A 25,638-nucleotide genomic window follows, 5' to 3' on the forward strand; every position below is an offset into this window, starting at 1 on the left:
GTTATGTCGCTCATTCAAGTAAAGTGCCTCAGCAGAATTCAAATCGCTGAGCTATAGGGCAAACCCTGCATGAAGCTAGACATAGCGTGCCAGTCGGGGCTGCCGCTCGCACTTGTCGGCAGAGCGATCCAGGTGTCGTTCATTCGCTCCAGGCTCCACTTTCGGCCGTAGCCATATCGGAATTGTTCCATTCGAATCACAGCGCACACGAATAGGGATGCGAAGCGGTCGATTTCGGCGTTTGGGATGAATATATGTGCGTCGTCTGATGCGAAGAACGGCACCGGCTGAAAGTATGCCTCGCCGATGCTCCCATTGCGGGCTACAGAAATGCTTCCCGCTGGGAATATTGGCTCGATATCCAGATACTTCGAGACGCCATTCTTGAACGAGGAAGATGTGACGACCGGCGTCAGCCCAGGGCGCTGGTCAATCTTCGGAATGTACTTGCCACGTCTAATCTCGAACAGTTCCCCAAGTCGGTAACGCCCCCACTCGGTGACTGGTGAAATCTCGGTTGGAGGGGTGACCGACTCTTCCATATGCAGCACGTCTGGCACGACTGTATGCAGCGCCCAATCGGGGACGAAGTTCGGCAGCTCCAGCGAGGCGAGGCTCCTGTTAGCTTGTCTGCCGTATGAGTAACGATACCGATTCGCCAGAATGCAACGCGCCCACCAAAGCTTCTCGGTGAGAACCATGTCCGAATTGAGCGGTCGCAGGATCATCACGTGATAACCAGTAACAAATGGCTCTGGCTGCACAAAGGTGGAGAGAATTCCATTCCCAGAAAGTGCAACCGTAAGCTCCCCGGCTTCACCCGGAATGAGGGCAGACTCGACTCGGGCGGTCACACCGTTGTTCTTCATCGCGCGACTGACGAAGTTCACGCCGTTCGGTGCCTGAGCGCGCGTCAGCCGGTTGAGTTCGAGGCTGTGCCCGTATCTCAGATCAAAAAGCTCGTCGACTCGTGTCATATCTAGGTGTTGTTTTCGGCGTTGTTTTCAGGTGACTGAGTCAGCCGGAAGAGCGCGTAGTCTCGGACGACTTGCTCGAAGTTTGACTGCGTCAAATTCGAGTAATCGGTCTCCATATATGCTTCCGCGACCCACTCATCTGCCGCAGTCACTTTCGCCATTATTGAGCGCCCCGCGAGTACGGTCCTGTTGCGGAAAGAATCGACCCACTCGTCCCGGATAGACGCCCATCGCCCGTGAAGGTCCACTCGACCAAGAGTCTTTGTCTTCTCGAAGCCATCCTCGCGCCAGTACCCGAACCACGTTTTCTTATCTGACTCGGCGTGGGGTTTCTTGGCAGAAAACACCATGATGCATGTCACCACCCCGACGGGATAGAACAACTCAATCGGCATGGACATAACAGCTTCGAGGGTGTGCTTCTTGAGCAATGCCTCCTTGTGCTTGCTGGGAGACGTCGCACATGACATGGGCACGATCGCGAGCCCCATTCCTCCCGGCTTCAGCATGCTCAGCATGTTGTCAACGAAAACAAGCTCGTGGAGATCTGAGTCCTTCTTAGCGTATGGAGGGTTAATCATCCCTACGTCCGGATTCCGCGCTTGAATATCAGCGACAATTGCCGGAGTGAAGCAGCTTCCTTGGTAGAGGTTAGCTTTTCCGTCCCCACGAAGAATCATGTTGGACGCAGCAAGGGCGTACATGTGGGGCTGGTTCTCAACTCCGATTAGATTGTTCTGCTTGATACGGGCTCGTTCGGCCTCCGTCGATGCAGCGCGCAACTCTCGATCCATTGCTGCAACCAAGAAGCCAGCTGTGCCCGCGCAGGGGTCAACTACCTTGTCGTTTGGGCCCACGTTGGCCAGGAGTGCAAAAAGCTCGGTGATATGACGAGGCGTCAAGACGATGCCAAGGGCTTTCTTGTCTCCACCTGTGTATTTAAGGAACTCACCGTAAAAACGTCCGACGACATCGAAGGCCGAGTAGGTCGTGATGAATGGCCAGACTTTTTCCTTTACACGCCGTACTAGCTCGTGAAGTACTCCCTTCGGGAAGGCGGGAGTAGATTCCGCCAACGCAGGAGCCGTCGCAACCCCTGAAAAAGGCTGAATCATGTCCTGCTTCTTGGCGAACGGGATCTCGGCTTCCTCGATCTGTTCCTTAATTACTTCAGCCCAGCGCCTACGCAGCTGATTAGGACTGAAGTCTCCGAAACTATTTCCGAAAGCCTTGTCTTGGAGCGCAAGCAAGGTACCGGATACCAGGAGCGGCTTCTGCTCTTCAGTGAGTTCGGCGTACTGGTACATGAAATCGTGTAGCTCACGGCTAAATGCCATCAGCTCCGCCTCACGCAGCTTTTCCACCTCTGGGGAATACTCGGCGGCGCGAACATAGTCTTCGAACGGCGTTAGATGGTCGAGTTCCACGCCGCGTGGAGAACGTAATTCGCTCGGCTCCTTCGAGCCTTTCACTCGGACGAATGTGGATATTCTGAATTCGGCCGGGGTCTCACCACTTATTGCGATCGCAACGACGTTGTACTCGAGAGAGAGGAATGAGGCATAGTGAAGGACGCCGTCCACCGCAAAATCGGCTATTCGATCTCGATCTGCGCTCTCATGCTTAAGGCGACTTGCCTTGCATTCGATGGCAATCACCAAGTCGGGATTCGCTGGCGAAGTAATGATGAAGTCCGGGTAGCCTGCGCCGGGCCCTCCCGTTTTAGATGCGGCTTTCAAAAGACGCTTTATCGCCGCGACCTTGGATTGCTGGCGTTCGACGACTATGGAGGAATCTTCAGGGAAATACCCAAGGTCGACGAGAAGACTCCTCGTCAAGTCCTCGGTGAGAGTTTCATTGGACACTTTCAGCACCTCTGGTATTTGACATCTCTATAAAGGTACAACGAGCCACCGCGCTTTCTAGGTATTGAAGATCCCTCCAGTAGAGAGAATTCTTTAATTGCGGTTTACCACGTGCAACTGATGACCTAAACCGGAAGACTTCGGAACCCCAGAACTAAGTGATCGCCTCGTTAGCAGTCAGTAGTTCGACTGGACTCCCCTTTGATGCAACGGCCCAGTAGCGCTTCAGATTCGCTACAGGCACGCACGCTCGAGTACCTATTCGTTGTCTAGGGCAGGTGAAAACCAACCCTCAAACGTACTAACTATTGCGTGCGCGGCGCGGTCGAGCGATGCCCGGATTTCGGCGCCGCAGGGCTGCGGGAGTTCGAGGTGTCGACGGTCGCACGAATGTTGAGCAAACGTGGTCGTGGGCGTCCGGGTTCACCTTGAAGGGTATGTGGCGCTGGTGAGGGTGTCCGCGCTCCTGGTTGTAGGTTCTCGGGCCGCCCCAGTGCTGCTCCAGAAAACCGGCGAGGCTCTGGATGGCGCCCTCAAGGTGTGGCTACTCCGGGTGCAGCGGCAGCAGTACCTCATCGGTGGCGACGCCGAGGGAGAGCTCGCGAACAAGCTTCTCGAAGGCGCTGAGAGCTACAAGCCCTTCAGCTTCTCCCGTAGTTGGTCAACAGTCGGTGCGCCGGCGAAGCCATCCGGAGTGACATAGCGGCGGCAGGCAAGCCCGACCGGGGCATCCGGCTGGGCAAAGGGATCCACGCCATCGAAGAGGATGCTCGGTGACCCGCGGAACCCCACGCGCTCAGCTTCTTCGACCGTGTCGACCAGGTGTCGCGACACCGCGATCTCCGGGAACTCTTGCACGAGCTCGGTGATGTGCTGATCGGCAACCTTCCAGTTGGGGCAGCCCTCGAAGTATTGCAGCGTGATCTCCATACCCTCACGGTAACCCCGGAACTGCGTGAGAAGCTGAAGCGTTAGTCCTGTCGGACGATTACTGGAGAAATCGCCGAGCGGCTGGATGTTCCGCGCCACACGATCCGTTTTTACGAAAAGCGAGGGCTGCGGCCCGAATCTCAGCGGTAAGGCAACGGACTCAGCGCCTACACGAGTTTCAGATCATTCGGCGTCTGAACACTACTTAGCGTTGTGCTGCGCCTTTTTCTGGTCGCGGTGACGTAAGTCTTGGCGAGTTTTATAGATGAGGAATCCGAATAGGGGGATGTTCGAGACTATTCCCTGCCATTCGTTTGTTGCATAGCCGTTGAAGTGAAGCACGACGAAGAACATGAACCACATGAAGGCGAGTACAAACCATAAGATGAGCGCCCACTGCGGCAAAGAGTCACGTCTGAACTTACTTTCGCTTTCCATGAACTTCCCTCTCTAGGGGATCAGCACCTGCAAGTTTCGTTTAGGTTCATTATGTGGTCATCAGCGCTTTTTGCGCGAGTGTCCAACGCTCCTTGGGCCTCATTCCGCGACCACTAGTGTTGGCGCGTTGACGGCCGGAGCCGCTCAGAACTCGTAAATCTCGGTGAGCTCATCCGACAGCAGCACCGTGTGCGGAAGGTCGCGCAGATCGTCGGCGTCTACCGAGATGCCTCTCAACTGAGCCGACTCTGCATACGCTTCCCATGGAAAAGTGTCGGGATTCTCGTAGTCATCATTCCGCACGAAAACGAGAACCTCCGAGATCACGTCGGCGGCGGATTGTTTCCACGAAGGAACTTCACCACCCCCACGTCTGGAAATGGTCACCCCACGATCCATATCGAGGCGGATCATCGAATCGTCGGAGAGGCGTAAATACTGGGTCATCTTCATGCTCATGTGCGGTTCGGTGTTCTCTGGAACAGGCTCATCGAGCTCGCACATGATTACGAGACCGGTCACCGACAGTGCTGAGAGGTCGAAGGGGAGGCGCTGCGGCTGCTCCCTCAGCGACACGCCAGGATTGATTGGCGCATAGCTTCCTTGCTCATCGCTAGTTGTCATGGTGTGCAGTTTAGGTGGCGCCGAAAGTTGGCGCACCGCAGCGACTTGGAGTTAGAGCTTCTCTCACCTATGCTGTGAAGACCGAACGTCGTCGCGTGCCGCGCACAGAACGACTCCGCCACGAGAGCATCGCGCTCACCGCCAGCGCTCGTGAGACGGAAGGCCGTGGCTACTCTTCAAACGTGTTGACCATGGCGTGCGCGGCTCGGTCGAGGTACGCCCAGATTTCGGCGTCGTAGAGCGGCGGCAATTCGAGAGTGTCGAGAGCATTGCGCATGTGGTGCAACCAGCGGTCGCGAGCATCCGGGTTCACCTTGAAGGGCATGTGACGCATGCGCAGGCGGGGGTGTCCGCGTTCCTGGCTGTACGTGTTCGGACCGCCCCAATACTGTTCCAAGAAACCCGTGAGGCGCTGGATCGCACCCTCGAGGTCAGGCTGCTCCGGGTACATCGGCAGCAGAACTTCATCCGTTGCTACGCCAACATAGAACTCGCGCACGAGCTTCTCGAAGGTGTCGCGACCTCCGATGAGTTCCCACATCGAATCGGCCGGAGCATCCGGAGTCACCGCCGGCTTCGCGATGATGCGAATCTTGGGGCGCTTCGCGGGGTCAGCCACATTCACACCCTCGGCCACGTTCTCGGCACCGCCACCGGCCGCGCTCTCAGAGCCAGCCACGTTCTCAGCTTCGGTCATTTCTTGGGCTTCTCCTCGCCAAAGTTCACGGGTACCGGGCGCGTGCGGGGCGGTCGTGCACCGCGCACACTTGCAGCACCCTCAAAGCCACTCAACACGATCGAGTTCAAAGCGGGAAGTTTGACACCCGCCTCATCCAAATCCTTCTTCAAACGAGCCCGCAGCTCGCGAGCAACATCATCCTTCGTTGCGGATGCCGTCTTCACTACGAGACGAACGACCACGGCTTCATCCGAAATAGATTCGATGCCCCAAATCTCTGGCTGCTCCAAGATGCGAGTCGTCCACTTGGGAGTCTTATAAAGGTCAACCGCGGTTTTCAGGATGCGTTCCTGCACGGCATCCACATCAGAGTCATACGGCACAGCAAGATCGATGATCACGCGTGCCCACCCCTGCGACATATTGCCCACCCGGGTGATCTCGCCGTTGCGCACAAACCACAGGGTTCCGTTGACGTCGCGCACCTGCGTGGTGCGGATGTCGACCGACTCCACAACACCAACCGCCGGCCCGAGGTCGACGATGTCGCCCACGCCCAACTGATCCTCGGCCACCATGAAGAGGCCGTTCAGTACGTCCTTGACAACGTTTTGGGCTCCGAAACCGAGACCGGCACCGGTGGCGGCGGTGATGAGAGCGAAGGCGCCCGTGGCGTTCGGCGCGAGAATGTCGAACAAGAGCAACAGCACGAGGATCACGATGACCACCGTGACAATGCTCGAAAGCACCCCGCCGAGAGTGCGGGTTCGTTGCACCACGCGCACTGCGGCGAGGGGAGAGGTCATCAGCACTTGAGTGTCGTGAATGTTCTCTTTGTGCTTCACGCCGTTGACGATACGGTTCACTACCCGCTTGATGATGAAGAGAAGAACGAGGCGGGCAAGCCACGCGAGCACGATGATGGCGATGGCCTCAACGATCGCCCACTCCTTGAAAAAGGCAGCAAGGCTGTCTCGCAAACCGCCCAAAGTGAAATCTTCCATGCTGGGAGCCTAGCGAGCGACTGCTGAATAGTCGCCGCTAGGCTCCCGCACGACCACCCGAAGGCGGCTGAGAGGGGTTAGGAGTTGTCGCGAGCCTGAACGATCAGCGCACGCTCAACACCCGCAAGGTTTTCCACGATGATGCGGCGCAGGGCCGGCACATCGGGGTTCGCCTCGAGCCAGGCGTTCGTGGCATCCACGAGTTCCTGGCTAGCCAACGGTGCCGGGTAGAGGCCACGGAGGACCGTCTCGGCAATCGCGTAGCTGCGGTTCTTCCACACATCGTTGATCGCCTCAAAGTACGGAGCCACAAAAGCTTCCAGCACAGCGGGGTCGTTCACGTGGGTGTAGCCCATGGTCACGTTGCGCACGATCGCGTTCGGAGCCTTGTCGCTCTTCACGAGGGAATCGAAAGCGGCCTGCTTGCCCGCTTCCGTGGTGATCGTGGCGCGAGCGCGGGCCGCAGCCTGCTGGCCGTTCGCCGTCTTGTCCTTGGCGAGAGCCTCATCCACTTCAGCATCACCGGCAGCACCGTTGAGCACGAGGCCCTCCAGAAGCTCCCAGCTCAGGTCAGTGTCAATCTCGAGACCCTCGAGCGTGGTCGAACCGCTGAGCAGAGCGCGTAGCACCGTGACATGCTGTTCGGTCGATGCCACATTCGCAAAGTACTTCACGAACTGGAACTGAGCATCCGAACCCGCCTCAGCACTCTGAGCGAGGCCCCAGAGGGTGTCGCCGATCTTCTCGATCGTGGCGGCACGACGCTCGGGAGCAACGTACTGCTTTGCAACCAAAACCAGCTGCGCGAGCGTGGTGCGGATGGTGGTCGACTCGGTCTCCGACGCAATGTTGCCGAGAACCAGGGCGACATAGTCGCTGGCCGGAGTCTCAGCATCACGAGCAGCATCCCAGGCGGCACCCCACACGATGGCGCGAGCCAACGGGTCAGTGATGTCAGAGAGGTGCTTCATCGCGACAGCAAGCGACGAGTCATCGAGACGGATCTTCGCGTAGGCGAGGTCGTCATCGTTGATCAGGATGAGGTCGGGGCGCGTGGTGCCGACGAGCTCGGGAACCTCGGTGCGCTCGCCCACAACATCGATCTCGATGCGGTGGTGACGAACAAGCTTGCCGTCCTGCAGCGAGTAGTACCCGATCGCCAAACGGTGCGGGCGAATCGTGGGGTAGTCCTCGGTGGCGGTCTGAACGATCGCGAAGCTCTCGACGGTTCCGTCTTCGGCAGTCACGACATCCGGGCGCAGCGTGTTCACACCAGCGGTCTCCAGCCAGAGCTTGCTCCACTCCATGAGCTCGCGGCCACTGGTCTTCTCCAGCTCGACCAGCAGGTCCTTGAGCTCAGTGTTGCCGTAGGCGTGCTTCTTGAAGTACGCGGCGACACCAGCCATGAACGCTTCGAGGCCAACCCAGGCCACTAGCTGCTTGAGAATCGAGCCACCCTTGGCGTAAGTGATGCCGTCGAAGTTGACGAGAACGTCATCGAGGTCGTTGATCGAGGCGTAGACGGGGTGCGTCGAGGGAAGCTGGTCCTGCTTGTACGCCCAGCTCTTCTCCATGGCCGCGAACGTGGTCCACGCTTCGGTCCACTCGGTGGCTTCAGCGGTCGCGATGGTCGATGCCCACTCGGCGAACGACTCGTTGAGCCACAGGTCATTCCACCACTTCATGGTGACGAGGTCGCCGAACCACATGTGAGCCAGTTCGTGCAGGATCGTGACAACGCGACGTTCCTTGATGGCGTCGGTCACCTTCGAACGGAATACGTAGGTCTCGGTGAACGTGACAGCGCCCGCGTTCTCCATGGCACCCGCGTTGAACTCGGGCACGAACATTTGGTCGTACTTCTCGAAGGGGTACGGGTACTGGAAGTGCTTTTCGAAGTACTCGAAGCCCTGCTTGGTCTTCTCGAAAATGTAGTCAGCATCGAGGTACTCGCTCAGCGAGGCACGCGCGAAGATTCCGAGGGGGATGACGCGGCCATCGCTCGAGGTGAGCTCGTCGCGAACCTCGGCATACGGGCCCGCGACGATCGCGGTGATGTAGCTCGACATGATCTGCGTGGGTGGGAACTCCCAGGTGGCATTCTCGCCATCCACTACCGGTGTGGGCGTTGGCGAGTTGCTGATCAGGGCCCAGCGCGCCGGTGCGGTCACCGTGAACTGGAACGTGGCCTTGAGGTCAGGCTGCTCGAACACAGCGAAGACGCGACGCGAATCCGGCACCTCGAACTGCGAGTAGAGGTACACCTCGTCGTCAACGGGGTCAACGAAGCGGTGCAGACCCTCACCGGTGTTGGTGTATTCGGCATCCGTTACAACCTCAAGAACGTTGTTCTCGGCGAGGTTGTCGAGCTGGATGCGCACACCATCGTTCACGGCAGCAACATCAAGAGCGGTGCCGTTGAGGGTGACCGAATCAACCGTGCGGGTGATCGAATCAATGAAAGTGGATGCGCCAGCAGTGGCAGTAAAACGAACAGTCGTGCTGCTCTTAAATGTCTCAGGACCCGTCGTGAGGTCAAGCGCAATCTCATAGCTGTCAACGTTGACAATCGCTTTACGTTCTTGCGCTTCAACTCGGGTGAGGTTCTCTCCGGGCACGTACAACTCCTTCGTGTTGGGGCGGTTTGTGACCGCACCTACCTACCTTATGCCGCGACCCCTCAAAGTAGGCGCTAGCGGATGCTCGCGACCCTAGACTGGAGGAATGCGCATCCATATCGCCACCGATCACGCCGGCCTCGAGTTCAGTGCCACGCTGCAGGAACACCTCACCGCGGCGGGCCACCAGGTCATCGACCACGGCCCCGTTGCCTACGACGCTCTCGACGATTACCCCGGGTTCTGCATTGCCGCAGCGCGCGCGGTAGCGGCCGATCAGACCGCTGGAATCGACGCGCTCGGTGTCGTCTTCGGAGGCTCCGGCAACGGTGAGCAGATTGCCGCGAACAAGGTCACGGGCATCCGCGCCGCCCTCGTCTGGAACGACTCGACCGCAGCGCTCGCTCGGCAGCACAACGACGCCAACGTCATCTCGATTGGTGCCCGCCAGCACACCGTCGACGAAGCCACGCGCTTCATCGACCTCTTCATCGCGGAGCCCTTCTCGGGCGACGAGCGTCACTCTCGCCGCATCGCCCAGCTTGCCGAATACGAAACCACCGGCGCCATCGCAGCGCACCCCTTCGCTCTCTAATGCCTGAGGGGCATTCCGTACATCGCATCGCGCGCCAGTTCGCGCTGCACTTCGTCGGCAAAACCGTCGCAGTGTCGTCTCCGCAAGGCCGCTTTGCCGCGGGAGCCGAACGCATCGATGGACTGCGGATGCTCAGCGCCAAAGCCGTGGGCAAGCAGATGTTCCTCGAATTCGAGCACGACCGCTGGCTGCGCGTGCACCTCGGGCTCTACGGAGCCTGGGACTTCGCGGGCAACTTCACCGCCGACGCGACGACGGCATCCGCCGCCGGTCGCATGGGGCAGACCAACCAGCACGGGACGTTTGTTGATGGCGCGGACGCTGCTGACTCCGCCGAGCTGAGCAGCGCCGCCGCGGGCGCAGGCAGCTCCGTCGTCGGCGAGCACGAAGACTCGCTCGCGAGCATCGGAGCCCCACGCCGCACCCGCTTGCGCATGTCGGAGCAAGAGAAAGCCTCCGACGACGCCTCAGACTTTCCGCCCGAGCCCATCGGTGCCGTGCGAGTGCGCCTCCTCACGACAGACACCTGTGCAGACCTGCGCGGGCCCACAGCCTGCGAAGTGCTGAACCCCGACGAGGTGCAGGTCGCCCTCAACAAGCTCGGGCCCGACCCGCTCGTCGACGACAACGGCGAGGCCGAAGAGCGTTTTGTCGCTACCGTGCGCAAGAAGCAGACCGCGATTGGCATCCAGCTCATGGATCAGTCGATCGTCAGCGGCATTGGCAACGTCTACCGCGCCGAGATCCTCTTCCGCGCCCGCCTCGACCCGCACACGCCCGGCAAACTCATTCCCGAAGAGTTGCTGCGCGAACTCTGGCGCGACTGGGCGCACCTGCTCGAAATTGGTGTGCGCACCGGCCAGATGATGACGATGGACGGCCTCACCGGCGACGACTACACCGCCGCGCTCGCGAGCCGGGATGACCGTCACTGGGTGTACCACCGCGAAGGCCTGCCGTGCCGTATCTGCCGCACCAACATCGCGATGGAACTCGCCTCGGCCCGCAAGCTGTATTGGTGCCCGAGCTGCCAAGCGCCGCTGGGCGCTGCAGTGCCGAAGTCCAGGGCGAAAGCGCCGCGGGCCACAAAGCCGCGGGTGGCAAAGCCCCGAGCATCCAAACCGCAAGGAGTCTGACATGCGGCACACACCGACGTACGTGATTACCGATCCCGCCGAAGTGCGCCGCCTCGTTCAGGAACACCCGTGGGCCACGATCGTGTCGCCGACCTCCAAGGGAATGGTCGCCTCGCACTACCCGGTGATGCTGGAGAACCGCGACGATCAGCTCAGTCTCGTCACGCACTTCGGACGCCCCGATGACGTGCTGCACGAGCTCGGCCAGCACGAGGTGCTCGTGATCATCCAGGGCCCGCACGGGTACATCTCCTCGAGTTGGTATCCCGAGGGCGACAACATCCCCACCTGGAATCACGCCACCGCGCATCTCTACGGCACTCCCGAAACTCTGAGCGACGAAGAGAACTATCGGGTGCTCAGTGAACTAGTCGATCACTTCGAGCACCATGTCGAGCATCCGGTGTCGCTCAGTGACGACGAAGCGGGCGCTCGCCGCGCCGCCAAGGGAACCGTCGGCCTGCGCATCGTGATCGACCGGTTCGATGCGCGAATGAAGATGAGCCAGAACAAAAAACCCGCCGTGCACGAGAACATCGTGAACGAACTCAGCGCGAACGGCGCGTACGCTAGCTCAGAACTGGCCGCAGAAATGACAAGGGCTCTACCGAGTGAAACTGACTAACGCGCGCATCGTCGGCGACGATGCCTCCGCCCTGGTCGATGTCACCCTCACCGAGGGGCGCATCTCCGCAATCGAGCCCCACGGGCGATCAGCGGATGCCGCTGGCGACGCTTCTGCCGACCACGACGTCATCGACCTCGACGGCCGCTGGATCATGCCCGGCCTCTGGGATCAGCACGTGCACTCGAGCATGTGGGCGCAGCAATCGCAGCGCATCGACCTCAGCCACACGACGTCGGCCACCGAAGTCGCCGTCACTCTCGCTACTTCGGTATTGCCGCAGTCCGAGGGCATCATTGTCGGCCAAGGCTTCCGCGATGCCCTGTGGCCCGACCAGCCCACCCGCGCCCTGCTCGATTCGGCCGTCTCTGACATCGCCGTCGTTCTTGTCAGCGGCGACCTGCACTCCTGCTGGCTCAACAGCCTCGCCCTCGAACGCTTCGGCTTCTACGATCACCCCACCGGCTTCCTGCGTGAAGAAGAAGCCTTCGCGGTCGGAAGTGCGCTCAGCCGAGTAGAACCCGAAGTGCTCGACGAGTGGATTCTGACCGGTGCTCGCGAGGCAGCATCCCGCGGCGTCGTCGGCATCGTCGACCTCGAAATGACGTGGGAGTTCGAGAACTGGCAGCGTCGAATGCTGCACGGCTTCGACCTGTTCCGGGTTCGCGTCGGCGTCTACCCGCGCTTCTTGGAACGCGCGATTTTCGAAGGACTCGCCACCGGGCAACAGCTCGCGCCGCTGCTCGAAGTGGGCCCGTTCAAGATCATTACTGACGGCTCGCTGAACACCCGCACCGCGTATTGCGCTGAGTCCTACCCGGGCGAGCCACACAACAGGGGAGTGCTCAACATCCCCACCGACGAACTGATCGAGTGGATTCGCACCGCAAGCAACGCCGGCCTCTCGCCGGCCGTTCACGCCATCGGCGACGACGCCAACACTCTTGCTCTCGACGCCTTCGAAGCGGTCGGATGCCGTGGCCGCATCGAGCACGCCCAGTTGCTTTCCGCAACCGACCTGCCTCGTTTCGCCGCTCTCGGCATTGCTGCGAGCGTGCAGCCCGAACACGCCATGGACGACCGTGACGTAGCGGACGCGCTCTGGCCCGGACGCAACGACCGCAGCATTGCGCTGCGCGCAATGCTCGATTCTGGCGTTGAGCTACTGATGGGTTCGGATGCTCCCGTGGCACCGCTTGATCCGTGGGCGGCGATTGCGTCAGCCGTGAGCCGAAGCCGCGATGGGCGCGAGGCGTGGCATCCGGAACAATGCATCACTGTTGCCGAAGCGCTGACGGCATCCGTTCAATCGAGCATTGCGGTCGGCGAAGTCGCCGACATTGTCGTGACACGCAAAAACCCGCTCGACTGCAGCGGTGAAGAGCTGCGATCGATGCGGGTTGACGCGACGATTCTGGCGGGCCGCTTCACTCACAACGAGCTGTAGCTACAACTCGTCGCTCGCGAAGCGGCCACCCGAAAAGTTACGCTCGAAAGTTACTTCGTGGCGAGGTGAGCGAAGAGGAACCAGCGGTCCTTCTCAAGCCCACGAGCGATCTCGATCGCTACATCTTCGCTGACCTTGTCGAGCTCACCGAGCTCGTCAATGGCGGTGCGAACGGTCACGAGCGTGGCGTCGATCGCAGCGATTACTTCAGCGATAACGTCATCGGCCTGCTGAAAACCAGCGGTCATGCTCGGAGTCGTTGCCTTAGCGCCGACAGTCTGGGTGCGTGCGTCGATCGGGAGTCCGAGAGCAACAACGCGCTCTGCGGCTGTGTCAGCCCAGTCGCGGGCGTGGTCGACGATCGTGTCGAGAAGTTCGTGGATGGCTTGGAAGTTCGCGCCGCGAACGTGCCAGTGTGCCTGCTTGCCGTCAATCGACAGGGCCGTGAGGTCGGTGACGACCGGGCCGAGGAACTGGGCAACACCCGAGGTGACATCAGGGTCAGCTGAGGTCTGCGGAACTGCTTTAATTTCGGTCATTGTGTGCTCCTTCATTGTTCAACAGGTACAACGCTACGGAGCCCCAAAAATTTCACAAGCAAGCTGAGGCAACGCTAACCCGCCCGGAGCACGCGCACGGGGGATATCCCCACTGCCACTTGGTGTGCATCCATGCTGGGTCGTCGGTCTTCATTTCGCGATTCTGGATACACCACACATCCGCCCCGCCAATGCGCGAGACTGAAGCGAGAGAACCATGACTACAGACACCGTGACAAAACCCCGAAACCCGTACTGGCAGCTCTGGCGCACCACTCCCAAAGAGGTGCTCTACCTGATGCTGGGCTTCCCGCTGGCGATGACCGGTTTTGGCGTCGCCATCTCGCTCGTGGCCACCGGCATCGGCACGCTCGCCGTCTTCCTCATCGGTTTCTTCGTGATGATTCTTGCGTTGTACGTGGGCCGCGGCTTCGGTCTCGCTCACGTCAACCTCTTGGAGTGGGCTGGCCGCGCCAAGATCCAGCGGCCCGACTGGCAGGATGATCGTGCTGCCACTGGATTCGGTGGCTGGATCTCGGCAACCCTCGGTAACGCTCACTACTGGCTCTACCTTCTGCACACGCTCATCCTGAGCTTCGTGCTCACGCTCATCACGTGGACACTCTCGATCGGGTGGCTCAGCGTCGGGCTCACGGGAATCTCCGCGTGGTTCCTCGATGGCGAAGTTCAGACGGGTGATCCCGACTGGTCGCTCGGCGCCTGGTTCTTCGGCCTGTTCGGGGTCAACACCGCCGGTTGGAACCTCGAAATCGCTGACAACATCGTGGCGTTTATCGTCGGTCTCATCTTCATCGCGACGCTTCCGTTCGTGACTCGCGGTCTGGTTATGACCCACTGGTGGCTTGCCCGTGCCCTTCTCTCCTCGTTCAAGTCAGATGGTCTGCGCCGTGAAGTACAGTCCCTCGAAGAATCACGCGGCGCTGCTCTCTCGGCAGAAGGTCACTCGCTTCGACGCCTTGAGCGTGACATCCACGACGGCCCGCAGCAGCGCCTCGTGCGGCTGCAGATGGATCTCGCCGCGGCCGAGCGCCAACTCGATGTCGACCCCGAGAAGGCGCGCCAACTGTTGTCAGAAGCGCGAGTGCAATCCGCTGAGGCTTTGGAAGAACTGCGTGCGCTCTCTCGTGGATTCGCCCCGCCGCTACTGCTGGATCGCGGTCTGGTCGCAGCGCTCGATTCCGTGGCGACCCGCGCGGCGGTGCCGACGACCCTCACCTCTGAGTTGCCCGAAGCGTTCGTGCTGCCCGGCGAGGTCGAGCGCGCGTCGTACTTCGTCGTCGCCGAACTGCTCACCAACGTCGCCAAGCATGCGGGTGCCCAGCACGCGGAAGTTCAGCTTTCTGTCGAGCACGCCGAAGATCGTTCATGGCTGCTCGTGCAGGTATCGGATGACGGTCAGGGTGGCGCTGCAGTCCTCGCCGACCACGGTCTCGCGGGTATCGAAGAGCGCGTCCGCGGAGTCGGCGGGCGTCTGGAGATCGACAGTCCCGCTGGCGGTCCGACCGCGGTAACGGCACGGTTGCCCCTGCCTAAGACCAGTGCAGAGCGGGCGCCCGTTGCCCTCTAGTCTTAAGCGCATGAGCCCTTTGCGAGTTGCTGTTGCCGATGATTCGGTACTGCTGCGCGAAGGGCTCGTGCGTGTGCTCATTGAAGCGGGTTTCGATGTTGTCGGATCGTTCGGAGACGCGGATGAACTGCTCGCGAACCTCGACGATTGCGCGCCCGAGCTGGTCGTGCTCGATGTGCGCATGCCGCCCACGTTTCGGGATGAGGGAGTGCGCGCCGCGATTCGCTTGCGCGAACTTCGTCCCCAGATCGGCATCCTCCTGCTCTCGCAGTACGTCGAAGTTGTGTACGCGCAAGAGCTTCTGTCGTCGGGTCGCGGCGGCGTTGGCTATCTGCTGAAAGATCGCGTCGCATCGCTTTCGGAGCTTCAGGATGCCGTTGAACGAATCTCCGCCGGCAGCACTGTGCTTGACCCCGAGGTTGTCGCGCAACTGGTGGGCCGTCGTCACGACCCGCTGATGTCGCTCACTCCGCGAGAGCACGAGGTCATGACCCTCGTCGCAGAAGGCCGCACCAACGCTGCTATTGCCAAGCAACTCGTGATCGGCGTGGGCGCGGTGGAGAAGAACGTGACCGCGATCTTCCAGAAGCTCAACCTCGAAGACTCCGGCAGCGACCACCGCCGCGTTCTTGCCGTCCTCACCTGGTTGCAGCGCTAGCGCAACTCGCTGAACTTCGTGTTGAGCGTCTTGAAGTCTCGGATGCGTCGCTCCAGCGTGATGCCGAGGAACAGCACGATTGCTCCTCCGATAACGGCCCAGAGCCACCATGATGTGAGCTGGTAGAGGCTGACGATCGCGGGAGCGAAGGTGTGGATCGCGTGGATCAGAACGACAACCGTTGCGATGAGTAGCGGCGCTTTCAGCTTGAGCCAAGTGCCGACCACAATCATCACCACGGAGACAATACCGAGGGCGACGATACGCCAGGCAGTGTCGGCATCCGCGCTGTCAACGAACGTCGCTATCAGGCTCGGCACCAGCGTGATAATCAGCCCGGGGCTCAGCCAGCGCATACTGCGCGCCTGGACATCACGAGACATCCGGATGCCGCCGTAAGCCAACAGCGCAACACCGAGAATCGTGGTGACCCATTCAATCGGCTGCACGACGTTGGCGAAGAATGCGAGTGCGCCGACCATGCTGGCGAGACCGAATGCGAGGTAACTCATTCGGTGGGTGAGGGGGCGGGTCGACGCTCGAGCGGTGAGCACAAGCAGTGTTCCGCCAAGGGCTACGAGAGCGATCACGCGGATGGTATCGAGCGGCGCATCGCGGTAACCCGCGTCGAGTAGGGCGAGAGTTTCGATTCCGTACAGCAGCACGATCGCGCTGCCGAGGAGCACTTCGCTCAGCACGGACCATCGTGGGCGGTCGTCGCTGCGCGACAGCCCTGAGGCTGCGGCCCCAAAGCTGGCGAGAGCCAGAATGGCAACGGCTCCGAGCAACCACGAGTCGAGTTCGGGGAGCGCGCTGCGGCTCTCAACGATCAGTACGATGGCGCGCGAGGCGGTGGTGGTCACGAGGCCGATTGCGGCGGCGATGGCGGCGACTCCCCAGAAATCGACCAGGGGTCGTGGTGGCTCCACGAACGCTGCCGCAAGGAGAAGTGCCCCGCAGAGTCCCGCGATCACGAGGGTGCGCAGCCCCTCGCCGCTCGCAGCGTTGAGAGACAGCGGCAGGATCGCGATGAGCAGTCCCGCGAGCGTGATGGCGGGAGCGGAACTGAGCCGTGTCTCGCGCAGTTCGGCGCGGGCGATGAAGATGCCGAGCACCACGACGAGAGCCGCGAGCGGTAAGACGTAGGCCTCCAACGCCTCGACGCGAGATTGATCGAGTCGTTGCCACAGCGCCCACGTTGCGAAAGCAACAGCCGCCCAGATGATGTGTCGTCGCTGCGAACGCGAACCGAAAACACCGTCGCGAGTGATCGAGCTGAAAAGCAGGGCGATGGAGAGCAGCAGGGGAATCAGCCACTGGGTGGGGGAGACCGCCATAACGGTAGCTGTAATCGTGATCGCACCGACGGCGAGAGCGCTGATCTCGCTCGCGCGACGAACGGAGGCCTGATGGCCTCGCAATCGCAGCACCATGCTGAGCGCCCCGACGAGAACCGCCGCCGTCGCGGGGGAGAGCTCGAGCACGACAGCGGGAGCCGCGCTCAGCCGCACGACGCTGTCGAGTAGCCACGCTACGGCCGGCGCCAGCGCTGCCGCCGCGGCGGTGGCGACGACACGGCGATCGGCAGCACCGCGAGCGAAAATCGTGAATCCCAGCGCGGCAACGCCTGCGAGCGACACGATGGCGTTGATCACCGTCACGTCGAGTTGGAACGCGATCACAGAAGCTGACGGAGCGCTCACCGCTGCGGGCCAGAGAGTCGCCGCGGCGATGACAAGCAGGCTGAACCCCGTCCACCAAAGGGTGGGAGTTTCGCGTGGGAGCAGATCGCAGGAGGGTAGGAGGAGGGATCGTGCAATCACGCCGATTCCGATGATCGAGGCGGTCACTGCCAGCTCGAGGGGGCTGTTCACGCCGAGCGCATACGCCGCCAAGGCGAGCGCAGCCGCGAGGGTGAGCGCCACGTAGCTCACAGCCCGCGTAAGCGGTGCCGAGTCGAATCGAGCATTGACGACGCTCAGGACCGCGCCGAACGTGACGAGAGCGATCACTCGGATGTCGTTGGCAGCAGCGGATGCCCCCACGACGGTCACAACAACAAGGATCTCAGTAACGAAGAGCAGAACGAGGCCAGTGCTCAGCAGCAGCGGACCGGTTTTCGCCCACCGGGTACCGCGGGCTCCCGACGAGAACCCGCGCCGAGCGACGCCCCAACTTGCGATAGCGATGATGCCGAATGCGATAAGAACGAGGGGTTCGCCGGTGGCGAGCGTCGTGGCGCCAGCGTCGACGGTATAGAGCGTTCGCGAGGCGGTAGCGGTGACAATGCCGGCGGTGGCCGCGATAACGGCGATGCCCCAGAACCCGAGGAGACCGGCGCGCGGCGTCGTGTACGCGGCGGCGAGCAGTAGGGCAGCGCTGAGCGCCGCGATGATGATCGTATCGATGACCGGTCCGCCCGCAGCGTTGAGAGCCAGCGGAATGACCGCAATCAGAAGCCCTACCAGAGCGATGTAAGGGCTCGACCGCACGAGGCTCTCGCGCAACTCTGCGCGAGCCGTGAAGAATGCAATGCCGAGCACCACAGCAGCGAGCGGGAGCACGTACGCCTCGAGCGCATCAACGCTGACTTGGTCGAGGCGCAGCCAAAGCGACCACGTGCCAAACGCAACAGCGGCCCAAATTGCGAAGCGACGGAGCGAGCGGGATCCGAAGATGCCGTCGGCGGAGATCGACGTCAGCAGCAGGGTGATCGAGACGAGGAGGGCGATCAACCAGTGAGTGCTGAGCGGCTGCACGATCGCACCCAGGGTAGTGATCGCCGCGACAAGGAGCGCGCTCAGTTCGCTGACCAGTCGAACACGAGGGTGCTGCTGACGTACTCGCAAAGTCATGCTGAGCGCACCCACGAGAACGGATGCCGTGGCCGGTGCAAGTTCGAGAGCTATCGAGCCGAGGCCGACAGCACGGCTCGCGCTATCAAGCGCCCAGACGAGCGAGGGCGCGAGGATGCCGGCGGCGACGAACCTTTCGGCCGTTCCGGTCGCTATGCCGAGGCGCAGCATCGTGGCGGCGAGTGCTGCGACGAAAACGGTAGCGACAATAAAGCTGACGATGGTGAGATCGAGAGCGAGCGGGGCATCCGCGGTAGGAGCGTCTGAGAGGGTCGCGAGCCAGAGCACGGAGCCAGCGACGGCGGTCGTGACGAAGCCGATCCACCACAGCATCCGGAGTTCTAGGGCGTTGACTTCGCGCGTACGCGGCCACAGAGCTCGCGCCAGAATTGCGGACGCGAGGATGGCTACGGCGAGCCAAGATTCGAGGGCGGCGGGACGCGAAACTCCGAGGCTGAGCTGCAGCTGCTCGCCGAATCCGGCCGCAGCCGAGAGGAGGGAGAATGCTGCTGCTCCCAGCATGGTGGCTCTGGTGGCTCGGTGAGTAACGAGGTAGCGCGCACCGGCGAGAACGATCGCAGAGCCCACGCTCGCGATGAGCCACGTGTCGTAGCTCGACCAGCCCGACAGATAGGCGAAAGCGAGAGACAAGAATCCACCGGCGGCGATAACGAGCACGCTCGCGCGCACTCCGACCTCTCGCCGTTGGCCGAGCGCAATGAAGCCAGCGGCGGCCGTCGCGAGCACTAGCCACGTGATCACGGCGGCGAAGAGGGTACCGGCCAGGGGCGCGCTCACCGTGAGGGCGAGGCCTGCCGCAGCGAGAACGAAGGAGCGACGGCGGCGGAGTTGCTTGGTCGCCAACCAACCAATTGCCAGGACGGCTGGAACGCTCAGGAGAGCGAGCTGTGACCAACCAGCGTCGCTCAACAGGAAGGGGATGGAGCCGGGAGTAGTTGCACGTTGGGTCCAGCCATCGACGTGCTGCAGGGCATCCGTCAGGGAGACGAATAGAGGTGCGACGAGCGCAATAGCGGTCACAGCCCAGACTCCGAATGCTGCCCACGCTGTAGAGGCTCGGGCTGCTGCTCCCCAGAGCGCGCCGCTGCTTTCGCTCAAAACCGCGAGCACCGTCAGGGTCGCGACCACGACCAGCACTCGGGGGCTTGCGGATGCCGCTGCGCTGTTAGCGTCGACCGTCTCGCTGAGTAATTGCCAGACACCGGTCGCAACCAGGATTCCGGATACCGCAGCAAAGGCGTTGCGCACAATCGGATCGATTTGTGCGCGGTGAGCCGCAACACCGTGGGCGACGCCGGTGGCTCCCAGAACGAGGAGCCAGAGAGCACTCCACACTCCGAACTCGGGGGCGGACTGGCCGCTGGAGGGGATGACGGCGGTCACGACAGCCGTGATGAAGCCGACGGTCAGGGCGGAGAATGCGTAGACGATACCGGTGATGCGCTCGATCGCTCCGCGGTAGTTCTCGTGGCGCGCCGTGAGGTAGATCAGCGAGCCGGCAGCGAGAGCGGTCATGGGAAGTAAGACGGCCGCGCCGGAAACATTTCCGTCGGCGAGGCCGGCCGCGAGCAGCGCTACCCCGGGCGCGAAGGCGAGGTGCGCAAGCAAACTGACGACGCGGAGTGAGCTTCGTCGGTGCCAGACCATGAAAGCCAGCGAGGTAATGATGATGGCACCGCCCCAATAGGCGCGTCCTGCGGCATCGCCGATGACGAGAAGCTCGTTCTCTCGTACCGCGTAGATGTCGAGGGTGATGAGCACGGCGGCGAGAGCTGACAGCGCTTCTGCCGTCGCTGAAAGCCCACGCTTTTTTACGAGAGAAGCGCCGACGATACTCGCAATCGTGACGGTCGCGATGATCGCTGAACGCCAGATCAAGCCAAAGCTGATGAAGGCGTAGATGAGGAAGAAGATCGCGCCCACAGAGAGCAGCGATACTCCCACGATCAGCAAGATCACTTGGATGCCGGCGTGTGTTCGTTCGGCAGGCGCGGGTGCCGGTGCAGGCGCTGGAATCGCCGACGCAGGTGCGGGTGCAGGAGCCGGAGCAGTCAGCGCAGCTTCCGGAGCAGCCAGTGCAAATTCAGGAGCAGTCAGCGCAGCAGGCATCGGAGTTACTGCATCGGCCACCGTGGAGGGGATTGCGGCCGCAGCTGCAGTTGTGGCGGCGATAACAGGGGCCGGGGGAGTCCACGCGGCGGGATCTGTGGTGGTGTCCGTGGCAGCAGCAGCGTCGTGACCATGACGCCCAGTGTCATCGCGGTTGCTCGGCGCACTGTTCAGTGCGGCTAAGGCGCGCTCAGCTTGCTGAGCGCGAGCTTCGGCGGCCGCAGATTGCTCTGCCTGCTGCCGTTCGCTCGCGATTCGCACCCGTTCGGCGGCAGTCTCGAAGCGAATCTTGCCGATGATTTCGAGCCGCGATTCGAGCAGGGCGGCAGCATCGAGGGAGTCTTCCCGCAGAAGGGATGCATCCGGGTGGTTCAGGTCGAGCCCGCACTGCACGCACACCGACGATGGCGGTAGGGCTACAAAGCATGCCGGGCATCGCGTGGGATCAGTGAGATCTAGCGGTCCGCGAGGAAACAGCACGTGGCCAACATGCTCAATGAAGGAACGTGCTGAACCGACCATCTCGTATGACTTCCTTTCGGGAGGAAGTCTCAGAGTAGCGGTGCGGAAAGACTAATACGCGATGAGACGCGAAAGTGTGGACTGTTGCTGGGTGTGGCCCTTTGCAGACTGAAGCTCGGGGCGCGGCTTTTCAAGGCGATTAGTCCAGACCTTGCCGTCCCACCAGCGCAGCAAGTGGCTGCCAGCGGGGTCCGGGTACCAGCCGAAGGGAGGAAGTTGAGTTGCAGTGTTAGACATCGGGGGAGTCCAAAGGTGCCCTGCCACCGGGGGCGATACGGGTGTGGCGTTCGATCCAGCCGCCGGAGGATCAGTTCGGGGGAGCAGCTAGTCCCCAGTATAGGGGACACGATTCCGTGATGACAAGGGGTTGCTGTCGTCGGCGAGGATGACGTCGCTGGGTCATTGGGCGTGAGTAAGATGGGGTCGTGAACATTCTTGGTTTTGTAATCTCCTTCGTGCTCTTCGTGGGCGGCATTTACATGATGGGCGAAGCCTTCTACGTAGAGGGTCTTGAGTCAGTCGTGTTCATTGGCGGCCTTCTCGTCACCACTGCGGGAGTCTTCATCCCGATCCACGTGATGAAGCGCGTAGACAGTTAGATAGACATGGTGAGCCTTCTCGGCCGGCTCGCCCCTCTTGCGTTGACCCTGCGAGGGTCCAAACGCATGTTTAGCGATCCTGAGCGCACCCTTTCGCGGATCGCTGAGCTTCGCAGAAAACCAGCGTCATTCACCCCACCCCGGTCGCTTTCGCGTCACGTTGACGTGTCATCTCGCGACGTGGGTGGTTGGCCCGTGTTCACCATCCGGCCCAAGACCCCTTCAGCTGCTGGCCACGTCGTCTACTTTCATGGCGGCAGCTACGTTTTCCAGATTGACCCCTTCCACTGGAAGCTCATCGCGCGACTGGTGCGTGCCACGGGAACAACGTTCACCGTTCCGATCATGCCTCTGGCGCCCGACGGTCGTGCCTCGGTCGTTGTCGATCGAGCAGCAACGCTCGTTCAGTCTCTCGTCGCCGACGTCGGTGCCGAGAACGTCAGTGTGATGGGCGACTCTTCTGGCGGTGGGATGACGATGGCGGTGTCAATGGAGCTGCGAGACCGCAAACTCCCGCCGCTGCGCTCGATCGTGCTGATCGCGCCCTGGCTAGACATCAGCGGAACGGACCCGATGCTGGCGGAGATCGCGCCACGGGATCCATGGCTTGCTGTGCCTGGCACGCATGCGGCCGGAGCGTTGTACCGCGCCGAGCTCGAAGAAGACGACTGGCGTGTGAGCCCCATCCATGGCGATCTCGCAGGCCTCGCGCCGATCACGGTCTTTACGGGAACCCGCGACCTTGTGCATGCGGATGCTCTGCGCCTGCGCGATCGCGCCAAGGAAGAGGGCATCGCTCTCGACTTTCACGTGGGCGAGGGCATGATCCACGACTACCCGCTGCTGCCGCTTCCCGAGGCTGCGGATGCTCGCTCCGTGATTGAGCGTGCTATTACCCGGAGTCCATCGACGAATTAGAGCGGGGCGCACACTGCTCAGCGCGCGCAGCAATCTGCGCTGCGAGTGTTAACGAACGAAGGCCGCCTCAGTGAGGCGGCCTTCGTTCTGTAGTGGAGGGGATACGGAGAATCGAACTCCGGTCATCAGTTTGGAAGACTGAGGCTTTACCATTAAGCTACATCCCCACTTGGCACCCGTTCGTGCTGTGTACCGAGGAATACTGTACCCGAAACCTGGCAAAGTGCGAACTCGAGATCGCTCACGGCGCAACTTCCCAATGATTTGCTGGGCGAATGCCTGATAAACATCGTGAACACGGTGCAAAAGACACTGATCTCCGGATCTCGTCAACATTCACCGCGCGCTCAGGCTAGACTTGCCGAGGCCAATTTTGTACCGGTATCGCAGTCTGATGCCGTGGCCATAAGAAACATGGCGCCCCGGGGCGTAGCTCAGCTTGGTAGAGCGCTCGGTTTGGGACCGAGAGGTCGCAGGTTCGAATCCTGTCGCCCCGACGAAATACACCATCGAATTACAGGAGATCCACGACGTGAAGACAACCGTTGAGAAGCTGAGCCCGACCCGCGTCAAGCTCAACATCTCGGTCACCCCCGAAGAGCTCAAGCCGAGCATCGATCACGCGTATGGCCACATCGCCTCGCAGATCAACATCCCCGGCTTCCGTAAGGGAAAGGTGCCGCCGCAGCTGGTTGACCAGCGCGTTGGCCGCGAAGAGATCTTGAACCACGCCGTGAGCGATGGACTCGATGGTTTCTACCGCCAAGCCGTTACCGAGGAAGAGATTCGTGTTCTTGGTCGCCCCGAGGCAGACATTGTCACGTGGCCCGAGGTCAAGGACTTCAGCGGAGATCTGGTTCTCGCTATCGAGGTTGACGTTCGCCCCGAATTCGACATGCCCGCTTACGACGAACTCACCCTCACGGTTGACGAAGTCAAGGTATCTGCCGATGACGTGAAGGACGAGCTCGACACCTTGCGTGCCCGCTTCGGCACTCTCGTCACCGTTGACCGCCCCGCTAAGAAGGGCGACTTCGCTCAGCTCGACCTCGTTGCCAAGATCGGTGACACCGAGGTTGACTCCGCGACAAGCATTTCGTACGAGCTCGGCTCGGGCGAACTGATCGAGGGCATCGATGAAGCACTCGACTCGCTGAGCGGCGGAGAATCGACGACCTTCGAATCCGTACTGCTCGGTGGAGACCACGAGGGCGAGACCGCTGTCATCAGCGTGTCACTGCTCACCGTGAAGGAGCGCGAGCTTCCTGAGGCAGATGACGACTTCGCTCAGATGGCTAGCGAGTTCGACACCATCAAGGAACTCAAGGCAGACCTCAAGGACCAGATCAAGCGCTCCAAGGCTTTCGGCCAGGGTGCTGAAGCTCGCGACCAGATCGTTGACGAACTGCTCAAGAACGTTGAAATCCCCGTTCCCGAGAAGCTCGTAGAAGACGAAGTTCACCGTCACCTCGAGAACGAGAACCGCCTCGAAGACGACGAGCACCGAGCGGAGGTCGTTATCGCTAGCGAGAAGACATTCCGTTCACAGATTCTGCTCGACTCGATCGTTGAGTCCGAAGAGATCAAGGTCAGCCAAGAAGAGCTCACCTCGTACCTCGTGCAGGGCGCGCAGCAGTACGGCATGGAGCCCGGCGAGTTCATCCAGATTCTGGACAAGAACGGCCAGATTCCCGCCATGGTCGCCGAGGTCGCTCGCAGCAAGGCTCTCGCAGTCGTGCTCAGCAAGGCCAAGGTTGTTGACACTGCGGGCAAGTCGGTAGATGTCTCGGCATTCACCGCGATCGCTAACCCGGAAGCCGCTGAAGAGGTCGTCGCAGACGACGTCGCTAGCGACGAAGCCTAAGCCACACCGTTTTATCCCTCACGGCCGACTAGTTATCTAGTCGGCCGTGAGGTCGTTAAGGCCTAAAACGTTAGCGTGTGATTGTGTCGACAAAGAGCCGGGCGTAGCGGGCGCTGTCGACACCGAGGGCGACATCGATGCGGCGAAAGTTGTCATCGCCGGCGCCGTCTTGTTCGTGCCCAGCGGTGCGGTGGTCGACCACGGTTTGTCCGCGAGTGAGCGGGTCGGCCAGGCTGACGCGCACCGGCAAGTGCGATGTTGTGAGGCCGTCAGGGGCGATGGCGGCGCATACCGCTCCCGCATCACCAATATCTCCATGCCCATCGCCGGCAACGCGAACCTCGCCGCCCTTCACCGTTACGAGGTACTGGAGCAGGCGGCCGGCGAGCTGTGCTCCGGGCTCTGCAGAGGCAGCGAGGGTGGCGATTTCAGAAGGGGCAATGGTAACGGCATAGAAGACATCCAAGCCGTACATCGTGATCGGAACCCCTGCGGTGAGCACGATCTCCGCGGCCTCGGGATCGTGCCAAGTGTTGAACTCAGCAACGGCAGTCGCATTGCCAACGGACGCGGAGCCGCCCATGAACACAATGCGCTCGACGTTGGCGAGCACCTCTGGATAGGTTCGCACTAAAAGAGCGATGTTCGTCATCGGTGCAAGAGGAACAAGAGTGACCGGAGTGGGGCTCGCCAGAATCTCGCGTCGTAGCAGTTCAATCGCATGAAGAGGGACGACCTGGCGAGTAGAGGTGGGAAGACCGAGATCGGCGAGTCCATCCGTGCCATGAACGTGAGCGGCCGGATGCGCGGCCGCGAGTAACGGGCGGCTGGCGCCCGCCGCTACCGGAACGTCACCGGCTCCGGCGGCGTCCAGAACATTGAGAGTGTTGCGCACGACTTGGTCAAGGCTCGCGTTGCCCGCAACGCACGTGACTGCCCGCAGATTGACACCGGGGTGTCGCACCGCCAGCATCAGCGCAAGCGCATCGTCGATACCAGTGTCAACGTCAAGAATCATTTGCTGCAT

General features: G+C 61.4%; 23 protein-coding genes and 2 tRNA genes. 11 read left to right on the forward strand and 14 right to left on the reverse strand.

What is annotated here, in order from left to right; genetic code table 11:
• Window positions 1-38: 38 nt before the first annotated feature.
• The 4 genes from I6E58_RS06715 to I6E58_RS06730 all read right to left on the reverse strand — a co-directional run bounded on the left by I6E58_RS06715 (window position 39) and on the right by I6E58_RS06730 (window position 3,772).
• Window positions 39-977, reverse strand: coding sequence for a restriction endonuclease subunit S (locus tag I6E58_RS06715; RefSeq protein ID WP_197131650.1), 939 nt, complete (start codon window positions 975-977; stop codon window positions 39-41).
• 2 nt (window positions 978-979) lie between these two features.
• Window positions 980-2,842: a class I SAM-dependent DNA methyltransferase gene (locus I6E58_RS06720; RefSeq protein WP_197131652.1), complete on the reverse strand. Its 1,863-nt coding sequence runs from the start codon at window positions 2,840-2,842 to the stop codon at window positions 980-982.
• Between the two features lie 301 nt (window positions 2,843-3,143).
• Complete coding sequence (locus I6E58_RS06725; protein ID WP_307842073.1) at window positions 3,144-3,368, reverse strand: hypothetical protein; 225 nt, start codon at window positions 3,366-3,368, stop codon at window positions 3,144-3,146.
• Between the two features lie 104 nt (window positions 3,369-3,472).
• Window positions 3,473-3,772 (reverse strand): thioredoxin family protein, encoded by a 300-nt coding sequence (locus I6E58_RS06730; protein WP_197131654.1) that lies wholly within the window; start codon window positions 3,770-3,772, stop codon window positions 3,473-3,475.
• A 69-nt stretch (window positions 3,773-3,841) separates the two neighbouring features.
• Here I6E58_RS06730 and I6E58_RS14510 point away from each other — a divergent pair, with 69 nt between their 5' ends.
• Window positions 3,842-3,922, forward strand: a complete 81-nt coding sequence (locus I6E58_RS14510) for a MerR family DNA-binding transcriptional regulator (protein WP_374189190.1) — start codon at window positions 3,842-3,844, stop codon at window positions 3,920-3,922.
• Window positions 3,923-3,973: 51 nt separating this feature from the next.
• On the opposite strand, the gene I6E58_RS06740 is transcribed toward I6E58_RS14510, so the two are convergent.
• The 5 genes from I6E58_RS06740 to pepN all read right to left on the reverse strand — a co-directional run bounded on the left by I6E58_RS06740 (window position 3,974) and on the right by pepN (window position 9,135).
• Window positions 3,974-4,210 (reverse strand): hypothetical protein, encoded by a 237-nt coding sequence (locus I6E58_RS06740; RefSeq protein WP_197131656.1) that lies wholly within the window; start codon window positions 4,208-4,210, stop codon window positions 3,974-3,976.
• Between the two features lie 144 nt (window positions 4,211-4,354).
• The gene (locus I6E58_RS06745) at window positions 4,355-4,834 is read right to left on the reverse strand and encodes a hypothetical protein (RefSeq protein ID WP_197131659.1); all 480 of its coding nucleotides are present in this window, start codon (window positions 4,832-4,834) and stop codon (window positions 4,355-4,357) included.
• 169 nt (window positions 4,835-5,003) lie between these two features.
• Window positions 5,004-5,375, reverse strand: a complete 372-nt coding sequence (locus I6E58_RS06750; protein ID WP_040800259.1) for a globin — start codon at window positions 5,373-5,375, stop codon at window positions 5,004-5,006.
• Between the two features lie 152 nt (window positions 5,376-5,527).
• Window positions 5,528-6,517 (reverse strand): mechanosensitive ion channel family protein, encoded by a 990-nt coding sequence (locus I6E58_RS06755; RefSeq protein ID WP_197131662.1) that lies wholly within the window; start codon window positions 6,515-6,517, stop codon window positions 5,528-5,530.
• Between the two features lie 77 nt (window positions 6,518-6,594).
• The gene (gene pepN, locus I6E58_RS06760) at window positions 6,595-9,135 is read right to left on the reverse strand and encodes an aminopeptidase N (RefSeq protein ID WP_197131664.1); all 2,541 of its coding nucleotides are present in this window, start codon (window positions 9,133-9,135) and stop codon (window positions 6,595-6,597) included.
• Between the two features lie 106 nt (window positions 9,136-9,241).
• Here pepN and I6E58_RS06765 point away from each other — a divergent pair, with 106 nt between their 5' ends.
• Genes I6E58_RS06765 through I6E58_RS06780 form a run of 4 tightly spaced genes read left to right on the forward strand, consistent with a single transcriptional unit; the run spans window position 9,242 to window position 12,938 of the window.
• Complete coding sequence (locus I6E58_RS06765) at window positions 9,242-9,730, forward strand: ribose-5-phosphate isomerase (protein WP_197131666.1); 489 nt, start codon at window positions 9,242-9,244, stop codon at window positions 9,728-9,730.
• Window positions 9,730-10,866: an Fpg/Nei family DNA glycosylase gene (locus I6E58_RS06770; RefSeq protein ID WP_231595160.1), complete on the forward strand. Its 1,137-nt coding sequence runs from the start codon at window positions 9,730-9,732 to the stop codon at window positions 10,864-10,866. The genes I6E58_RS06765 and I6E58_RS06770 overlap by 1 nt, the downstream gene beginning before the upstream one ends.
• A 1-nt stretch (window position 10,867) precedes the next feature.
• On the forward strand, window positions 10,868-11,491 hold the full coding sequence (locus I6E58_RS06775) for an FMN-binding negative transcriptional regulator (protein ID WP_197131668.1): 624 nt from the start codon (window positions 10,868-10,870) through the stop codon (window positions 11,489-11,491).
• Window positions 11,478-12,938, forward strand: coding sequence for an amidohydrolase (locus I6E58_RS06780; RefSeq protein ID WP_197131670.1), 1,461 nt, complete (start codon window positions 11,478-11,480; stop codon window positions 12,936-12,938). The genes I6E58_RS06775 and I6E58_RS06780 overlap by 14 nt, the downstream gene beginning before the upstream one ends.
• Before the next feature lie 50 nt (window positions 12,939-12,988).
• On the opposite strand, the gene I6E58_RS06785 is transcribed toward I6E58_RS06780, so the two are convergent.
• Window positions 12,989-13,477, reverse strand: coding sequence for a Dps family protein (locus tag I6E58_RS06785; protein WP_197131671.1), 489 nt, complete (start codon window positions 13,475-13,477; stop codon window positions 12,989-12,991).
• Window positions 13,478-13,694: 217 nt separating this feature from the next.
• Here I6E58_RS06785 and I6E58_RS06790 point away from each other — a divergent pair, with 217 nt between their 5' ends.
• Complete coding sequence (locus I6E58_RS06790; protein WP_197131672.1) at window positions 13,695-15,065, forward strand: sensor histidine kinase; 1,371 nt, start codon at window positions 13,695-13,697, stop codon at window positions 15,063-15,065.
• 10 nt (window positions 15,066-15,075) lie between these two features.
• A complete protein-coding gene (locus tag I6E58_RS06795; protein WP_231595161.1) occupies window positions 15,076-15,723 on the forward strand; it encodes a response regulator transcription factor in 648 nt (215 codons plus the stop codon).
• Here I6E58_RS06795 and I6E58_RS06800 read toward each other — a convergent pair.
• Both I6E58_RS06800 and I6E58_RS06805 read right to left on the reverse strand, forming a co-directional pair.
• On the reverse strand, window positions 15,720-21,230 hold the full coding sequence (locus I6E58_RS06800) for an SCO7613 C-terminal domain-containing membrane protein (RefSeq protein ID WP_197131673.1): 5,511 nt from the start codon (window positions 21,228-21,230) through the stop codon (window positions 15,720-15,722). The two genes, I6E58_RS06795 and I6E58_RS06800, sit on opposite strands and share 4 nt — an antisense overlap.
• Window positions 21,231-21,281: 51 nt before the next feature.
• Window positions 21,282-21,467: a DUF2510 domain-containing protein gene (locus I6E58_RS06805; protein ID WP_197131674.1), complete on the reverse strand. Its 186-nt coding sequence runs from the start codon at window positions 21,465-21,467 to the stop codon at window positions 21,282-21,284.
• Window positions 21,468-21,655: 188 nt separating this feature from the next.
• Here I6E58_RS06805 and I6E58_RS06810 point away from each other — a divergent pair, with 188 nt between their 5' ends.
• The gene (locus I6E58_RS06810; protein ID WP_168187183.1) at window positions 21,656-21,829 is read left to right on the forward strand and encodes a hypothetical protein; all 174 of its coding nucleotides are present in this window, start codon (window positions 21,656-21,658) and stop codon (window positions 21,827-21,829) included.
• 165 nt (window positions 21,830-21,994) lie between these two features.
• Window positions 21,995-22,747, forward strand: a complete 753-nt coding sequence (locus tag I6E58_RS06815; RefSeq protein ID WP_307842011.1) for an alpha/beta hydrolase — start codon at window positions 21,995-21,997, stop codon at window positions 22,745-22,747.
• A gap of 93 nt (window positions 22,748-22,840) precedes the next feature.
• Here I6E58_RS06815 and I6E58_RS06820 read toward each other — a convergent pair.
• Window positions 22,841-22,914: transfer RNA gene (locus tag I6E58_RS06820), tRNA-Gly, on the reverse strand.
• A gap of 256 nt (window positions 22,915-23,170) precedes the next feature.
• Between I6E58_RS06820 and I6E58_RS06825 the strand changes: the two genes are divergently transcribed.
• Together I6E58_RS06825 and tig are read left to right on the forward strand one after the other, a co-directional pair.
• Window positions 23,171-23,244: transfer RNA gene (locus I6E58_RS06825), tRNA-Pro, on the forward strand.
• A 35-nt stretch (window positions 23,245-23,279) separates the two neighbouring features.
• Window positions 23,280-24,611, forward strand: coding sequence for a trigger factor (gene tig / locus I6E58_RS06830; protein WP_197131676.1), 1,332 nt, complete (start codon window positions 23,280-23,282; stop codon window positions 24,609-24,611).
• 70 nt (window positions 24,612-24,681) lie between these two features.
• Here the strand turns inward: tig and I6E58_RS06835 are convergent, their stop codons facing one another.
• A complete protein-coding gene (locus tag I6E58_RS06835; protein WP_231595162.1) occupies window positions 24,682-25,638 on the reverse strand; it encodes a nucleoside hydrolase in 957 nt (318 codons plus the stop codon).

This window comes from Salinibacterium sp. SWN1162, from assembly GCF_015864675.1.
In the GTDB taxonomy this organism is placed as follows: domain Bacteria; phylum Actinomycetota; class Actinomycetes; order Actinomycetales; family Microbacteriaceae; genus Rhodoglobus.

Coding starts and splice junctions, on each gene's coding strand:
- I6E58_RS06715 (WP_197131650.1), bottom strand. CDS start 977: ATGACACGAGTCGACGAGCTTTTTGATCTGAGATACGGGCACAGCCTC.
- I6E58_RS06730 (WP_197131654.1), bottom strand. CDS start 3,772: ATGGAGATCACGCTGCAATACTTCGAGGGCTGCCCCAACTGGAAGGTT.
- I6E58_RS06740 (WP_197131656.1), bottom strand. CDS start 4,210: ATGGAAAGCGAAAGTAAGTTCAGACGTGACTCTTTGCCGCAGTGGGCG.
- I6E58_RS06745 (WP_197131659.1), bottom strand. CDS start 4,834: ATGACAACTAGCGATGAGCAAGGAAGCTATGCGCCAATCAATCCTGGC.
- I6E58_RS06750 (WP_040800259.1), bottom strand. CDS start 5,375: ATGTGGGAACTCATCGGAGGTCGCGACACCTTCGAGAAGCTCGTGCGC.
- I6E58_RS06755 (WP_197131662.1), bottom strand. CDS start 6,517: ATGGAAGATTTCACTTTGGGCGGTTTGCGAGACAGCCTTGCTGCCTTT.
- I6E58_RS06765 (WP_197131666.1), top strand. CDS start 9,242: ATGCGCATCCATATCGCCACCGATCACGCCGGCCTCGAGTTCAGTGCC.
- I6E58_RS06770 (WP_231595160.1), top strand. CDS start 9,730: ATGCCTGAGGGGCATTCCGTACATCGCATCGCGCGCCAGTTCGCGCTG.
- I6E58_RS06775 (WP_197131668.1), top strand. CDS start 10,868: ATGCGGCACACACCGACGTACGTGATTACCGATCCCGCCGAAGTGCGC.
- I6E58_RS06785 (WP_197131671.1), bottom strand. CDS start 13,477: ATGACCGAAATTAAAGCAGTTCCGCAGACCTCAGCTGACCCTGATGTC.
- I6E58_RS06790 (WP_197131672.1), top strand. CDS start 13,695: ATGACTACAGACACCGTGACAAAACCCCGAAACCCGTACTGGCAGCTC.
- I6E58_RS06795 (WP_231595161.1), top strand. CDS start 15,076: ATGAGCCCTTTGCGAGTTGCTGTTGCCGATGATTCGGTACTGCTGCGC.
- I6E58_RS06800 (WP_197131673.1), bottom strand. CDS start 21,230: ATGGTCGGTTCAGCACGTTCCTTCATTGAGCATGTTGGCCACGTGCTG.
- I6E58_RS06805 (WP_197131674.1), bottom strand. CDS start 21,467: ATGTCTAACACTGCAACTCAACTTCCTCCCTTCGGCTGGTACCCGGAC.
- I6E58_RS06835 (WP_231595162.1), bottom strand. CDS start 25,638: ATGCAGCAAATGATTCTTGACGTTGACACTGGTATCGACGATGCGCTT.